The following is a 13,595-nucleotide window of genomic DNA, read 5'->3' as shown; positions in this document are numbered from 1 at the left end:
CGCTCTGGCTGTACAGGCTGTACTTGCTGGCCGTGGTGTAGTCCCGCACCCGTCGGCCATGGCCGTCATACACATAGCTGGCCACGCCATTGACGCCGCGCAACCGGTTGCCGAAATCAAAGTTGAACACCCGGCCGTTCTGGTTACGCAGATTGCCCTGCACGTCATAACCCAGCCCCATCACCGTGGCCCCGCCCACCGTATTGGTCACGCTGGTGAGCCGGTTTGTGGCGTCATAGTGATACGTGTGGTTGCGTACATGGCTGCCAGCGGTCACCTTCACCGAGGTCAGGTTGTCCAACACGTTGTAACTGTAGTTGGCCGTGCCGAAGCTGGGGCCGGTGGTCCGGACCAGCTGGTCCAGCCCGTTGTAAATCATGGCGCGGCTCTGGCGCGCACCGGTCGTGTAGTCGGTGATGCCGATGACGTTGGCGTGCTTGTCGTAGAGATAGCCCAGGTCCAGCACCCCGTTGCTGTCGGTGCTGCGTGCCGGCAACTGGCGCGCGTTCTGGGTCATGGTGTGGACGACGCCATTGCCGTAGGTGAACTGCTTCATCCCCCCATTGGGGTAGTACTGCACCCCGGTGGCGTAGGTGCCGGCCCGGGTCGCCTGGCCCAACGCATTGGGTGCGAAATGCACGCTCTGCCGATTTGGGTAGCTCTGCGATGCAAGATGGCCCAACGTGTCGTAGCCGTAGCCGATACCCCAGTTGATCCCGCCCCACTGCATCCGCTCGCTGGTGGGCAGGCGGCGGCGGTTGTAGCCATAGCTGGTGGTCACCACGTTGGTGCCATCGTTGTCCACCGCCGTGCTGGCCAGCAGGCCATCCGGCGTATACGTGTGGGTAGTGTTGCCCCGCCCGTCCGGGAATACCAGCGTCTTGACCCGGTTGCGCGCGTCGTAAGTGCGCATGGCCGCCCGTGACTTCACCTGGAGCCAGCCTCCCTTGCCACTACAGGAGGCAGCGTCTCCAAATCCCCGCAAGCCCATCGCTGAGTGGGCCAGATTGCCCGCTCCGTCATAGCCATACACCGTCGTGCCGGTCTCAGGCTCGATGATTTTGCACAGTTCCTGGGCGCTGTTGTAGGTAAATCTGCGGGTCACCGCGACCGTCCCGGCCGCATCGCGTTTGCGGATGGACAGTGGCTTTCCGAACACGTCCCGGGTGATGTCGATGCCTACCCGCTCGGTCAGGTTCTGACCCTGATCGACAAGTACCGGGGTGTCGTAGCTGGGCCGATCGAAGGCTTGGTGGCGGGTCACCGTCACTACGCCCCGCGGGCTGATGGTGCGCACAAATGCGCCCGTTGCATCGCCCCGGTACTGGGTGATGGTGGTCAGCGGACCCAATTCGCTGTCCTGGCTCACGGACGTCACCCGGCCCAGGGCGTCGTACTCCGTCCAGATGCCAGCGGTCAGCCTCTCGGTCGAACCCGGGTAAGAGGCAAACGTCGTTCTTCCCTCGTGGTCGTAAGCGAACCGGCTGAAACGTTGGGTTCCCGCCAGATTCGCCACGTCGTATTCACGCACCAACAATGGACGCCACAGCGCGTCGTAGTAGCTCACCCTGCGTGCGTTGCCGCTACTGGTCGTCTGCCTCCAGTGGCCAGCGGCCAGTCCGTACTCCGCCCGGGCCACCGGTTCGAATACCTGTGTCGTCGCTGCCCACCTACCGGCATCGCAAATGCCTGCCCGAGTCTCGGAAGGATGGATCAGGCGTGAAAGCCTTCCCATCGCGTCATGACCGTAACAGGTCTTGTAACCATTCTCATCCGTGGTCGAGATGATCCAGCCAGCATCATTCACGGCCGCCGTTCTGGATGTACCGTCGGCATGGGTGATGCGCTGCGGAATGCCGCGCTTCCAGCCGCTGTAAGTGGTCGCATTTCCGTTGCCATCCTTCGCTGACTTCAGGTTGCCGTCAGCGTAGTAACCAAGAGTCTGTTGCTGTTTGCCGAACGCATAAGTCCTCGACGGCAGAGCTTTCCAGCCGTACTCGGTCCGGCTGGTTTCCACGCCATTGGTCGTCGTTCGCTTGACTTGTCCCAGCACCCATAGCCCGGTGTCATCGTGATATTCGATGGTCTCGGTCTTGCGATATCCCACCGAGCGCGCGCGCGCTGCTCGGACATCCCATCCATGGCGACTGGCCGATTGGACATGATGCGCTCCCCCAGGGGACTCCGATTCCAGAAAATCTCGGCGAGTTTCGAGGGTAAGTGGTGCGGGTTCCGGGACGCCAAAAAAAAGACCCTGTTCATCATCGAAGTCATCGCCGCCGGCTGGCCGCATGGCGAGCCCGTATCTGGTGCTCCCATGACTACTGGCATCAAGGATGACTCCTGCGTTGGCCGGACGAAACAGCAGCCCCGCGAACAAGAGACCGCAACCCATTAGCACACTTTCAATACGGCGAGTTTCCGTCTTTCTTCTTGTATCACTTCCCACGGATTCCGTTCCTTGAACTTGCGAGCCTCATCCTAGGCATCGCTTTCACTCGCGCGTCCGGAACGCGGACACAGTTCAAAAATGAGTTAGTTGCATCACTTTTTTTGTTGTGATCTCAACCATCGGAAAAAAGAACGCCGGGCGACCCGGCGTTCTTCTTTCATGTGCTTGGCCCTCGTGGACTACGCCGCCTTCTCCGCGAACTGCTCCTCCTCGGTCGAGCCCTTCAGCGCGGTGGTCGAGGACTGGCCCTGCTGGATGGCCTGGGTGACCGCGTCGAAGTAGCCGGTGCCGACTTCGCGCTGGTGCTTGACCGCGGTGAAGCCCTTGTCGGCGGCGGCGAACTCGGCTTCCTGCAGCTCCACGAATGCGCTCATCTGGCGACGTGCGTAGCCGTGGGCCAGGTTGAACATCGAGTAGTTCAGGCTGTGGAAACCGGCCAGGGTGATGAACTGGAATTTGTAGCCGTAGCTGGCGATTTCCTTCTGGAACCTGGCGATGGTGGCGTCGTCCAGGTTCTTCTTCCAGTTGAACGACGGCGAGCAGTTGTAGGCCAGCAGCTTGCCGGGGAACTTCGCATGAATCGCCTCGGCGAACTTGCGTGCGAACTCCAGGTCCGGCTTGCCGGTCTCGCACCAGACCAGGTCCGCATAGGGCGCGTACGCCAGGCCGCGGCTGATCGCCTGATCCAGGCCGTTGCGGGTCTTGAAGAAGCCCTCGACGGTGCGCTCGCCGGTGGTGAACGGCTGATCGTTGGCGTCGATGTCGCTGGTCAGCAGGTCGGCGGCCTCGGCGTCGGTTCGCGCAACCAGCAGGGTCGGCACGCCCATCACGTCGGCGGCCAGGCGCGCGGCGTTCAATTTCTCCACCGCCTCGCGGGTCGGCACCAGCACCTTGCCGCCCATGTGGCCGCACTTCTTGACGCTGGCCAGCTGGTCTTCGAAATGCACGCCGGCCGCGCCGGCCTCGATCATCGCCTTCATCAGCTCGAACGCGTTCAGCACGCCGCCGAAGCCGGCTTCCGCGTCGGCGACGATTGGCTGCAGGAAGTCGGTGCTGTCGTCGCCCTCGGCATGATGCAGTTGATCCGCGCGCAGCAGGGTGTTGTTGATGCGCTTGACCACCGCCGGTACCGAGTCGGCCGGATACAGCGACTGGTCCGGATACATCTGGCCGGCCAGGTTGGCATCGGCCGCGACCTGCCAGCCGGACAGGTAGATCGCCTTCAGGCCGGCCTTGACCTGCTGCATCGCCTGGTTGCCAGTCAGCGCGCCCAGCGCGTTGATGAAGTCTTCGGTCTGCAGGTAGTTCCACAGCTTCTCGGCGCCGATCTTCGCGATCGAATGCTCGATCGGGATGGTGCCGCGCAGGCGCACGACGTCCTCGGCGCTGTAGTTGCGGGTGATGCCTTGCCAGCGCGGATTGGTGTCCCAGTCCTTCTGGATGTCCTGGGCGGTGGGCAGCTTGTTCATGGGTGTTCTCCGGAAATGGGGGTGTTCAGTCGATACGGGTGTAGGCGGGCAGGGTCAGGAATTCGGCCAGGTCTTCACTGCGGCTCAATGCGTCGAGCAGGCCGATGGCCTCGTCAACCTTGTCGCCGCCGGGCAGCGCCGCGCGGTCGCCCAGGCGGGCTGGCAGGTTGCGCAGGGTGGCGTCGAGCAGGGCGAAGTCGATCGCGGTGCCGTCGGCCAGGTGCAGGCCGGGCGTGTGCAGCCACTGCCAGATCTGGGTGCGCGCGATCTCGGCGGTCGCCGCGTCCTCCATCAGCCAATGGATCGGCACGCAGCCGTTGCCGTCCAGCCAGGCGGCCAGGTAGCGCACGCAGACCTCGACGTTGCCCTCGAAACCGGCGCGGGTGATGGTGCCGGTGCTCGGGCGGATCAGATCGTCGCGGCTCACCCGCACGTCCTCGCGCAGCACGCCATGTTGGTTCGGCGTGGGCATGTGTTCGTCGAAGATGGCGCGCGCGATCGGGATCAGCGCCGGATGCGCCACCCAGGTGCCGTCGTGGCCGGCGGTGACCTCGCGCAGCTTGTCCGCGCGCACCCGCGCCAGCGCCTGTTCGTTGGCCGCCTCGTCGTTGCCGATCGGAATCTGCGCGGCCATGCCGCCCATCGCATGCGCGCCGCGGCGGTGGCAGGTCTGGATCAGCAGTTCCGAATAGGCCTTCAGGAACGGCTGGGTCATGGTCACCTGGCCGCGCTCGGGCAGCACCCGGTCGCGATGGCGGCGGAAAGTCTTGATGTAGGAAAAGATGTAGTCCCAGCGGCCGCAGTTCAGGCCGACGATGCGATCCCGCAGCGCGTGCAGGATCTCGTGCATTTCGAACACCGCCGGCAGCGTCTCGATCAGCACGGTGACCTTCATCTGACCTTGCGGCAGGCCCAGCGCGGCCTCGATGTGCGACAGCGCGGTCTCCCACAGCGCGGCCTCCTCCATGCTCTGCAGCTTGGGCAGGTAGAAATACGGGCCGCGATCGCGCTCGGCCAGCGCGCGCGCGTTGTGGAAGGCATACACGGCCAGATCGAACAGACCGCCGGCGATCGGCTGGCCATCGATCAGCACGTGCTTCTCGTCTAGGTGCCAGCCGCGCGGGCGCACCAGCAGCACGGCCTGCTCATCGAACGGCTTCAACGCGTACCGCTTGCCGTTGGGTGCGGTGTGGGTCAGGTCGCCGCGCACCGCGCCGATCAGGGCCTGCTGGCCGATCAGCAGGTTGTGCCAGGTCGGCGCGGTCGAATCCTCGAAGTCGGCCATGTAGACCTTCGCGCCGGAGTTCAGCGCGTTGATCACCATCTTGGGATCCACCGGCCCGGTGATCTCGACCCGGCGATCCAGCAGTGCCGCCGGCGGCGGCGCGACCCGCCAGTCGCCCTCGCGGATGGCGCGGGTGTCGTCGCGGAAGTCCGGCAGGCCGCCGGCATCGAAGAACGCCTGCCGCTGGCGGCGCGCCGCCAGCCGGGCTTGCCGGCCGGGCTCGATCGCACGGTGCAGCGAGACGAGCAGTGCCAGGGCGGCGGGCGGCAACAGCGCGGCCTGCTCGTGATGGCGGACGGTCAGGCTGATGCCGGGCGTGGGGCGGGACGCGGGTTCGGATTGGCTCAGGGCAACGGCGGCGGACATTTCGGGACTCCTGCTGCTTGGAGGTCCACCGTGCGCCGCAGCAAACTATTTGACAAAACAGTTTTGTCAATGCACTTAATAAGCTGAACTTATATTTCAGCCAAAATGCCTGAAAAACGCCCGCCCACGCTGCGATTTGCCTACAAGTCGGACCGGCTGAAGCCCCTGCGGGCGTTCTGCCAGACCGTCCGGCTGGGCTCGGTATCGCGGGCGGCCGAGGCGCTGTTCGTCAGCCAGCCGGCCATCACCCTGCAATTGCAGGCGCTGGAGCGAGACTTGGGGGTGGTGCTGTTCGAGCGCAGCGGCCGGCGCCTGAGTCCCAGCCGCGAGGGGCAACTGCTGTACGAGCTGGCCCAGCCGCTGGTCGAGGGCATCGACGGTCTGGAGGCGACCTTCCACGACAAGGTCGCCGGGCTGGACGCCGGCGAACTGAACATCGCCGCCAACAGCTCCACCATCCTGTACCTGCTGCCGCGCATCGTCGAACTGTTCCGCCAGCAGCACCCGGACGTGCGCCTGACCCTGCATAACGCGATCACCGCCGACGGCACCGATCTGCTGCGCTCAGACGCGGTGGATCTGGCGGTCGGCTCGATGATGGATGTGCCCGCCGATCTCAGCTACGCACCGATCTACCGGTTCGAACCGCTGCTGATCACTCCGCCGGATCATCCGCTGGCGAACAAGCCGCGACTCGAACTCGCCGACATTTCGCCCTACGGACTGATCCTTCCGCCCAAGCGCCAGATTACCTACCGGCTGGTGGACCTGGTGTTCCAGCAGCACCGCGTGCCCTACACGGTGGCGCTGGAAGTCGGCGGCTGGGAAGTGATCAAGCAATACGTGGCAATGGGCATGGGCGTGTCGATCGTCAGTTCGATCTGCCTGACCGACGCCGATCGCGGCAGACTGGCAACGCGTTCGCTCAGCGACTGGTTTCCTGCGCGCAGCTACGGCGTGATCGTGCGCAAGGGCAAGTTCCTGTCACCGCAGGCGCGCGCCTTCATCGAGCTGATCCATCCGGATCTGTTCACCCGCCGCGACTACGACGACAGCGGGCATTCCGAACGCTGAGCGCGCCGCGCGTTTGAAGCCGCGCACGCGTTCGCCTACCCTGTCCGCTCCGGACAGTATCCGCCGACAACTTCGGAACACCGCGCACGACGAACGTGCGCTGGTTCACTGGATTGCTCCCGGAGTCTGTCGATGTTGCTGTCTTTCCCCTGTTTTTCACGTGTCCGCCAAACTTGCGCGGCGTTGTTGCTATTGCTGTGCCTGCCCCTGCCGTGCCTGTCCCTGCTGTCCGCCCACGCCGCCGAGCCGGACTTTGCGCCGGTGCGCGAATACATCCGCACGCGCATGCAGGAACGCGACGTGCCGGCGATGTCCGTGGCGGTGGCGAAGGACGGCCGCCTGCTGTGGACCGAAGGCTTTGGGGTGGCCGATCGCGAACGCGGCATCGCCGCCGATGCCGACACGATGTATTCGCTGGCATCGGTGACCAAGACCTTCACCGCGGTCGCGCTGATGACGCTGGTGCAGGAAGGCCGCATCGCCCTGGACGATCCCGTCAACCGGCATCTGGGCGAGGCCGGGCTGCATTCGTGGGTCGACGACGCCGACGCGGCGACCATCCGCCACGTCGCCAACCACACGTCCGGGCTGGGCACGGCCGAGCAATTCTTCTACGGCGAATCCGAGCGCGCGCTGATTCCGCCGATGGCGCAATCCATCCAGCGTTATGGGCATCTGTACCGTCGCGCTGGCGAGGTTCACGAGTACAACAATTTCGGCTATGGCCTGCTTGGCCATGTCGTCGAACGGGTCACCGGCCAGTCCTATGGCGATGCACTGCGAACACGGGTGTTCGAACCACTCGGCATGCGGCATTCCTCCATCGACATCGGACCCGGCCTGGAGCGGCACGCGGCGGCGCGCTATGGCGGCAAGCGCGAACCGATTCCGTTCTACGGCTTCGCGGAGCCCGGCGCCGCGGCGATGTACGCCAGCGCACCGGATCTGGCCCGGTTCGGGCTGTTCTTCCTCGGCCGGCCGCTGCCGGGGCAACGCGAAATCCTCGATGCCCGGCACCGCGCCGCGATGGTCGAGAACGCGTTCCGCACCGATCCGCATGCCCGCTACGGCATCGGGCTGGAGGTAATCGACGACGGCGGCTATCGCTGGTACGAACATGGCGGTTCGATGTCCGGCGTCTCCGCTTCGTTGACGATGGTGCCGTCCGAAGGCCTGGTGGTGGCGGTGCTGGGCAACGTGTCCGGCGCACCAGTGGCGCAGGTGCGCGAACGGATCTTCCAGCAATTGCTGCCGGGCTGGCGCGCGCAGGCCGCCGCCGCCGCCGGCCCCGCCACCACTTCCGCACCGCGGCCGGCGCCGATCGGCACCGCGCCGTCCGAATGGCGCGGCGACTGGTCGGGCACCTTGCATACCTATGAGGGGCCGGTGCCCGCGCGGCTACGCGTACTGGAAGATGGCCGTGCGCTGTTCCGGCTGGGCGATCAGCTGTGGAGCCTGCTCGACAAGGTGGAAGTCGAAGACGGACGCCTGCGCGGCTACACGCTCAGCCAGGTGCCGACCGCCGACGCGCGGCGGCGCCGGCATGCGCTGCGCGTGGATCTGCGACTGCGCGGCGACGCGCTCGCGGGCGAGGCGATGGCCTGGTCCGGACCGAAGGGACCCGCGGGCGTGCTGGATCCGTACTTCGTGTTCGCGCTCAACCACTGGCTGGAACTGCGGCGCGCCGATTCCGGGGATGAAGGCTGACGATGGAAGCGCGTAACCTGTGGCGCACACCATGCCACGCGACGCCACCTCCGACCTTCCTCCTTCCGCCTACCGCGAGGTCGCGCCGGCCGCGCCGCTGCGCGCGGGCCTGGCCTGCGCCTGGACCTACCAGGCGCCGTCGCGGCCGGCAGCGGAGGTGCTGGTCATCCCCGACGGCTGCGTCGATCTGATCTGGGCGGATGACGAGGTGTTCGTGGCCGGGCCGGATCCGATCGCGCAAACGGCATCCATCGCGCCCGGCGCGTTGCTGACCGCGATCCGGTTCGCGCCGGGCGCGGCGCAGGCGTTCCTTGGCCTGCCATTGCGGAACATCACCGGCCAGCGGGTCGCGCTGCGCGATCTGTGGGGACGGCGGGCGCGCCGGCTGACCGATGGGCTGGCCTTCGATGCCGCCGATCCCGCGGATCGCCTGCGGTCCCTGCAACACGCGGTCGCCCGGCAGGGCCTGCCGACTGCGGATCCCGCCATGCGCGCGCTGTTCACTCGCCTGGCTCATTCCGATGCCGCGTCGCCGGCAAGGCTCGCGCGCGAACTGGGCATCGGCGAACGCACCCTGCGGCGGCGCTGCCACGATGCCTTCGGCTACGGCCCCAAGACGCTGGCGCGGATCCTGCGCCTGCAACGCTTCCTGCGTACGCCGGCGGATCTGCCGTTGCTGCGACGCGCGCTGGACGCCGGTTACGGCGATGCTTCGCACCTGGTCCGCGACACCCGCCTGCTCACCGGACTGACACCCACCGACTTGCTGGCGCAGCGGCACGGCTGAGCTGGCCGTTTTTTCCAAGACGCCGTCCGGCCATCGCGCGATACTGCGCGCCCGCCCTCCACACGAGCCGCGCCATGAGCGAATCCCACCACCATCGCATCGACTACGTCGAGTTCAACGTCGCTTCGATCGCCACTGCCAAGGCGTTCTACGGCAAGGCGTTCGGCTGGACCTTCCAGGATTACGGCCCGGACTACTGCGAGTTCCGCGATGGCCGGCTGACCGGCGGCTTCGCGCATGGCGAGCCGCGCCCGGGCGGCGCGCTGATCGTGATCCAGTCGGATGACCTGGAAGCCAGCCAGACCGCGGTCGAGTCTGCCGGCGGACGCATCAGCCAGCCCATCTTCGCCTTCCCCGGCGGCCGCCGCTTCCACTTCCTGGATCGCGACGGCTACGAACTGGCGGTGTGGTCGCAGGGCTGATTCAGCGCTTGCGCCTGCAGGAGCGACGTGAGTCGCGAGCTTTTCGCGCCATGCGCTACCGGGCATCTGATTCGCGACTTACGTCGCTCCCACAGGTTCGGGATTTCGGCGGGCTTACTTCTTCGGCATCGGCAGCGGGTCGTCGGCGAAGATCGCCACGTGCGGCACGCCGTCGGCGCCGATCCAGCCGCGGTACATGCCCTCGGTGTTGAACGGGAAGGCGATGCTGCCGTCGGCGGCCAGCGCAATCGCGCCACCGTCGCCGCCGGCCTTGGGAATCTCGTCGTTGATCACCGCCCTGGCGGCGCTGGCGATGTCCTGGCCGCCGTAGCGCACGCGCGCGCAGATGTCGTGCGCGGCGACCGCGCGGATGTAGTACTCACCCCAGCCGGTGCCCGATACCGCGCAGCGCGCGTCGGCGTAAGTGCCGGCGCCGATGATCGGCGAATCGCCGACCCGGCCGTAGCGCTTGTTGGTCATGCCGCCGGTGGAGGTGCCGGCCGCCAGATGACCCTGCGCGTCCAGCGCCAACGCGCCCACGGTGCCGAAGTGCTTGGCGGTTTCCAGATCCGCATGCGCCTGGCCGGAGGCTTCTTCCTTCAGCGCCTTCTGCAACTGCTGCCAGCGCTTCTCGGTGCGGAAGTAGGACGGATCCACCAGGGTCACGCCCTGCTCGGTGGCGAAGGCTTCGGCGCCGTCGCCGACCATCATCACGTGCCTGGACTTGTCCATCACCAGCCGCGCCAGCTGGATCGGATTCTTGACCCGGTGCACGCCGGCCACCGCGCCGGCCTTGCCGCTGGCGCCGTCCATGATCGAGGCGTCCAGTTCGTTCTTGCCGTCATGGGTGAACACCGCGCCGCGTCCGGCGTTGAAGCTGGGCGCGTCCTCCATCACGGTGATCGCGGCGGCCACCGCGTCCAGCGCCGGCTTGCCGGCGGCAAGCTGGGCGTGGCCGGCGCGCAGCGCCTCTTCCATTGATTTGCGCGCGGCGGCGATCTCCTCGGGAGCGAGATCGCCACGCTCCACGCCCGCGCCGCCGTGGATGACCAGCACCGGCCGATCCGCATCCGCGGCGATGGCGGTGCCCGCCATTCCCAACAACGCAAGGCAGCACGCACGCAACAGGTTCGTCATGGCAGTCATTCCGGAATGGCAGTGGTTCAGGGGGTTGATTCTAGCGAGGCGGTGCGCGCGGCGTCGCCCAGGACGCCGTTCACCACATCGATGCGGCGCTCGAACGCCGGATGCTCGACGCTGAAGTCCGGAAACCGCAGCGTGCTGCCGGTATCCAGGCCGATGACCGGCACGTCGCGGAAGGTCAGCGGCTTGCCGGCGGCGAACACGTCGGCCTGGCGCTGCGGGCGCACCAGCCAGACATGGCCGCCGTCGCCACTGTGGACGCGGGCGATGCCGCCGGCGTCGATGCACAGCGCGGTGTATTCGTCGATGCCGATACCGGCCAGGTCCGTGCGCTTCTGTTCGACCGACAGCCGGGCGACGAAGGCGATCAGGCGGCCCAGCCGATCCCGTTCGCCGAAGTGGCTGTCGGTGATCACGTTCTGCAGGTAGGGCATGTGCAGGAAATCATCCACCAGGGTGACTTCCGACCCCGCGGGGTCGGTCATCGCGGTCGGCGAGACGATGCTGCCGCCGTCCATCGCGCCATAGGCGAACGCCCCCAGGATCGCCAGGCCCGCGCTGGTGCCGCCGATGGGCTTGCCGGCGCGCACGTGGGCGTCCAGCGCCTCGTTCAGCGGCGTGCCTTTCCAGAAGCGCACGTAGTTGGACTGGTCCCCGCCTGCCAGGAAGATGCCGTCGGCCTCGCGCACGATGCGCAGCACTTCCGGATCGCTGGCGGCGCGGCGATCGTCGAACACCAGCGTCTGCGCGGCGGTGATGCCGCCGATGTCCTTGAAGAATTCGTCCTGCGCCTCGACGGTGCCGGAGGCGCGCAGGATCACGATGCGGCCATGCCCGGCCTTTTCGATCATCCAGCGGAAGGCGTCGTAGGGCCAATCGCCGCCGCCGACCAGCATCAGCCCGGCCTCGGTCGCGCCGGGTCGCGTGGCGGTGAGGTCGCCGATTTCAAAGTAGCGATAGCCGTCGCGGCGCGACGCGTCCGTGGCGGGCGCATCCCCGGCGGTCGCCGTGCCGACAGCGGCGGCCAGCGTCAGGATCAGCAGCGCGCAGCGTTGCAGGAACAGGCGGCGGGACGACGTCGACGGCATCACGGAACTCCAGGGGGCACCTGCATTGAAGACGAACGGATACGCGCTTCCCCTCCCCCGTTCGTCGCTGCTGTGCAGCATCGATGGCCGTCGTTGGCCCGCGCGGATTGGGGTAATGTCGTGGCATGACCGAATCCACCGACGCCTGGTTCGCCCGCGAAATCCTCGTGCACGAGGAGGCGCTGGTGCATTTCCTGCGCCGCTGCTGGCCGCATCGGGAAGAGATCCACGACCTGCGCCAGGAAGTGTACGTGCGGGTCTACGAGGCCGCCGGCAAGTCGGTGCCGACCGCGCCCAAGTCGTTCCTGTTCGCCACCGCGCGCCACCTGATGACCGACCGGCTGCGCCGCAGCCGGGTGGTGTCGATCGAGACAGTGGGTGATTTCGACTCGATAAACGTCTTGATAGACGAGGTATCGCCCGAACGGTGGTGTGGCGGCCGGCAGGTGCTCAAGCGCCTGGCCGACGCTTTCGACCGCCTGCCGGACCGGTGCCGGGAGGTCATCTGGCTGCGCCGGGTCGAGGAACTGCCACAGAAAGAGGTGGCCTCGCGCCTGGGCATCAGCGAGAAGACCGTGGAAAAGCATGTCGCCAAGGGAATCCGCCTGATCGCCGAACATTTCTACGGCGGTGGCGGAACGCGCGCCCGCGCGCGGCAGGCCTTGCAGGACGCAGGAAGGGAACCGGGACATGGCCAGCAGCAGACAGATTGAACAGGCCGCGGCGGCCTGGCTCGCGCGACGCGAAAGCGACGGGTGGGCCGGAACCGACCAGGCCGGACTGGACGCGTGGCTGGCCGAATCCACCGCGCACCGGGTCGCGTTCCTGCGCCTGGAATCTGCCTGGAATGAAAGCGGCCGGCTGGCCGCCCTGGGCGCCGGACAGGCACCGGGTGCCGCGCCGCCGCGCGGACAATGGGGTGCTTCGCCGCTGGACCGCCCTGCGCCGGCGCGTGCGCCGCCGGCTTCGGCGGGCGGACCGCCGGATCTCGCCCGGCTGGTGTTCGCGCCGCGCAGACCGGAGCGCACGGCGAGCTGGCCGCGCCTGCTGGCCGCCACCTTCACCGGCGTGCTGGCGCTGGCTGGCGCGGGACTGGGCGCGCACCACTATTTCTACGGGGTCATCGAGCAGGCCTCCTACGCCACCGCGCTGGGCGACTTGAACCGGGTACCGTTGAGTGATGGCTCCGGCGCCACGCTCAGCAGCGACAGCCGCATCGCGGTCAGCCTGTCGCGGCGCGAACGGCATATCGACCTGCAGCGCGGCGAGGCGTTCTTCGAGGCCGCCAAGGATCCGCACCGACCGTTCGTGGTCAGCGCCGGGCCGCGCCAGGTGGTGGCGGTGGGCACGCGCTTCGCGGTGCGGCGGGACGGTCCCGATCTGCGTGTGGTGGTCACCGAGGGCACGGTGCGGCTGGAAGCCTCGCCCGATGCCGAAGGCCACCTGCAGCCGACCACCCTGTTGCCGGCCGGCAGCCTGGCCATCGCCAGCCGCAACGGCGTGGTGGTGCGCACCGGCTCGGTCGCCGACGCCGAACGCCTGGTCGACTGGCGCAGCGGCTTCGTGACCTTCCGCGATACCTCGCTGGCCGAGGCCGCGTCCGAGTTCAACCGCTACAACGCGCGCAAGATCGTGATGGGTGATCCCGCCGTCGGCGCGCTGCGGGTCGGCGGCAATTTCCGCTGGTCGAACGTGGACGCGTTCGTGCGGCTGCTGGAGCAGGGCTTCCCGGTCCGCGCCGAGACCGGTACGGACCGCATCGTCCTGCACAGCCTCTGACCCGTCCGGGGGGCGGGGGATTT

10 protein-coding genes and 1 pseudogene are annotated in these 13,595 nt (G+C 67.2%); 6 read left to right on the top strand and 5 right to left on the bottom strand.

What is annotated here, in order from left to right:
- From ACTJI2_RS14695 to aceB, 3 genes and pseudogenes are all read right to left on the bottom strand, one after another.
- A pseudogene (locus ACTJI2_RS14695) lies at positions 1-2,107 on the bottom strand (RHS repeat protein); the annotation flags it as partial.
- A gap of 524 nt (positions 2,108-2,631) precedes the next feature.
- Positions 2,632-3,921 (bottom strand): isocitrate lyase, encoded by a 1,290-nt coding sequence (gene aceA / locus ACTJI2_RS14690; RefSeq protein WP_183639598.1) that lies wholly within the window; start codon positions 3,919-3,921, stop codon positions 2,632-2,634.
- Between the two features lie 25 nt (positions 3,922-3,946).
- On the bottom strand, positions 3,947-5,572 hold the full coding sequence (gene aceB / locus ACTJI2_RS14685; protein ID WP_318287983.1) for a malate synthase A: 1,626 nt from the start codon (positions 5,570-5,572) through the stop codon (positions 3,947-3,949).
- A 105-nt stretch (positions 5,573-5,677) separates the two neighbouring features.
- Here aceB and ACTJI2_RS14680 point away from each other — a divergent pair, with 105 nt between their 5' ends.
- The 4 genes from ACTJI2_RS14680 (at position 5,678) to ACTJI2_RS14665 (ending at position 9,562) form a co-directional block, all read left to right on the top strand.
- Positions 5,678-6,646 carry a LysR family transcriptional regulator gene (locus ACTJI2_RS14680; protein WP_183639600.1) on the top strand — a complete coding sequence of 323 codons (969 nt, stop codon included), beginning with the start codon at positions 5,678-5,680 and terminating at the stop codon, positions 6,644-6,646.
- 132 nt (positions 6,647-6,778) lie between these two features.
- Positions 6,779-8,353 (top strand): serine hydrolase domain-containing protein, encoded by a 1,575-nt coding sequence (locus ACTJI2_RS14675; protein WP_440842556.1) that lies wholly within the window; start codon positions 6,779-6,781, stop codon positions 8,351-8,353.
- Positions 8,354-8,384: 31 nt separating this feature from the next.
- Positions 8,385-9,140 carry a helix-turn-helix domain-containing protein gene (locus ACTJI2_RS14670; protein ID WP_440842555.1) on the top strand — a complete coding sequence of 252 codons (756 nt, stop codon included), beginning with the start codon at positions 8,385-8,387 and terminating at the stop codon, positions 9,138-9,140.
- Positions 9,141-9,214: 74 nt separating this feature from the next.
- On the top strand, positions 9,215-9,562 hold the full coding sequence (locus ACTJI2_RS14665) for a VOC family protein (protein ID WP_192199466.1): 348 nt from the start codon (positions 9,215-9,217) through the stop codon (positions 9,560-9,562).
- Positions 9,563-9,676: 114 nt separating this feature from the next.
- Here ACTJI2_RS14665 and ACTJI2_RS14660 read toward each other — a convergent pair whose 3' ends face one another.
- Together ACTJI2_RS14660 and ACTJI2_RS14655 are read right to left on the bottom strand one after the other, a co-directional pair.
- Entirely contained in the window at positions 9,677-10,699 is a 1,023-nt protein-coding gene (locus ACTJI2_RS14660) for an isoaspartyl peptidase/L-asparaginase family protein (protein ID WP_225562543.1), read from the bottom strand.
- Positions 10,700-10,725: 26 nt separating this feature from the next.
- Complete coding sequence (locus tag ACTJI2_RS14655; RefSeq protein ID WP_440842554.1) at positions 10,726-11,793, bottom strand: cyanophycinase; 1,068 nt, start codon at positions 11,791-11,793, stop codon at positions 10,726-10,728.
- 125 nt (positions 11,794-11,918) lie between these two features.
- Between ACTJI2_RS14655 and ACTJI2_RS14650 the strand changes: the two genes are divergently transcribed.
- Positions 11,919-12,506, top strand: a complete 588-nt coding sequence (locus ACTJI2_RS14650; RefSeq protein WP_183639606.1) for an RNA polymerase sigma factor — start codon at positions 11,919-11,921, stop codon at positions 12,504-12,506.
- Positions 12,484-13,572, top strand: coding sequence for a FecR family protein (locus tag ACTJI2_RS14645; RefSeq protein ID WP_183639607.1), 1,089 nt, complete (start codon positions 12,484-12,486; stop codon positions 13,570-13,572). Before ACTJI2_RS14650 ends, ACTJI2_RS14645 begins: the two co-directional genes overlap by 23 nt.
- Positions 13,573-13,595: the final 23 nt, after the last annotated feature.

It is taken from the genome of Pseudoxanthomonas sp. 22568, from assembly GCF_052044485.1.
In the GTDB taxonomy this organism is placed as follows: domain Bacteria; phylum Pseudomonadota; class Gammaproteobacteria; order Xanthomonadales; family Xanthomonadaceae; genus Pseudoxanthomonas_A; species Pseudoxanthomonas_A beigongshangi.
The sequence above is the reverse complement of the archived record's forward strand: the minus strand, read 5'-3'. Positions and strand labels throughout refer to the sequence as shown.

Excerpts from the sequence above, each read along its gene's own strand:
- ACTJI2_RS14655 (WP_440842554.1), bottom strand. The coding sequence starts at position 11,793 with ATGCCGTCGACGTCGTCCCGCCGCCTGTTCCTGCAACGCTGCGCGCTG.
- ACTJI2_RS14680 (WP_183639600.1), top strand. The coding sequence starts at position 5,678 with ATGCCTGAAAAACGCCCGCCCACGCTGCGATTTGCCTACAAGTCGGAC.
- ACTJI2_RS14665 (WP_192199466.1), top strand. The coding sequence starts at position 9,215 with ATGAGCGAATCCCACCACCATCGCATCGACTACGTCGAGTTCAACGTC.
- ACTJI2_RS14660 (WP_225562543.1), bottom strand. The coding sequence starts at position 10,699 with ATGACGAACCTGTTGCGTGCGTGCTGCCTTGCGTTGTTGGGAATGGCG.
- ACTJI2_RS14645 (WP_183639607.1), top strand. The coding sequence starts at position 12,484 with ATGGCCAGCAGCAGACAGATTGAACAGGCCGCGGCGGCCTGGCTCGCG.
- aceB (WP_318287983.1), bottom strand. The coding sequence starts at position 5,572 with ATGTCCGCCGCCGTTGCCCTGAGCCAATCCGAACCCGCGTCCCGCCCC.
- ACTJI2_RS14650 (WP_183639606.1), top strand. The coding sequence starts at position 11,919 with ATGACCGAATCCACCGACGCCTGGTTCGCCCGCGAAATCCTCGTGCAC.
- ACTJI2_RS14670 (WP_440842555.1), top strand. The coding sequence starts at position 8,385 with ATGCCACGCGACGCCACCTCCGACCTTCCTCCTTCCGCCTACCGCGAG.
- aceA (WP_183639598.1), bottom strand. The coding sequence starts at position 3,921 with ATGAACAAGCTGCCCACCGCCCAGGACATCCAGAAGGACTGGGACACC.
- ACTJI2_RS14675 (WP_440842556.1), top strand. The coding sequence starts at position 6,779 with ATGTTGCTGTCTTTCCCCTGTTTTTCACGTGTCCGCCAAACTTGCGCG.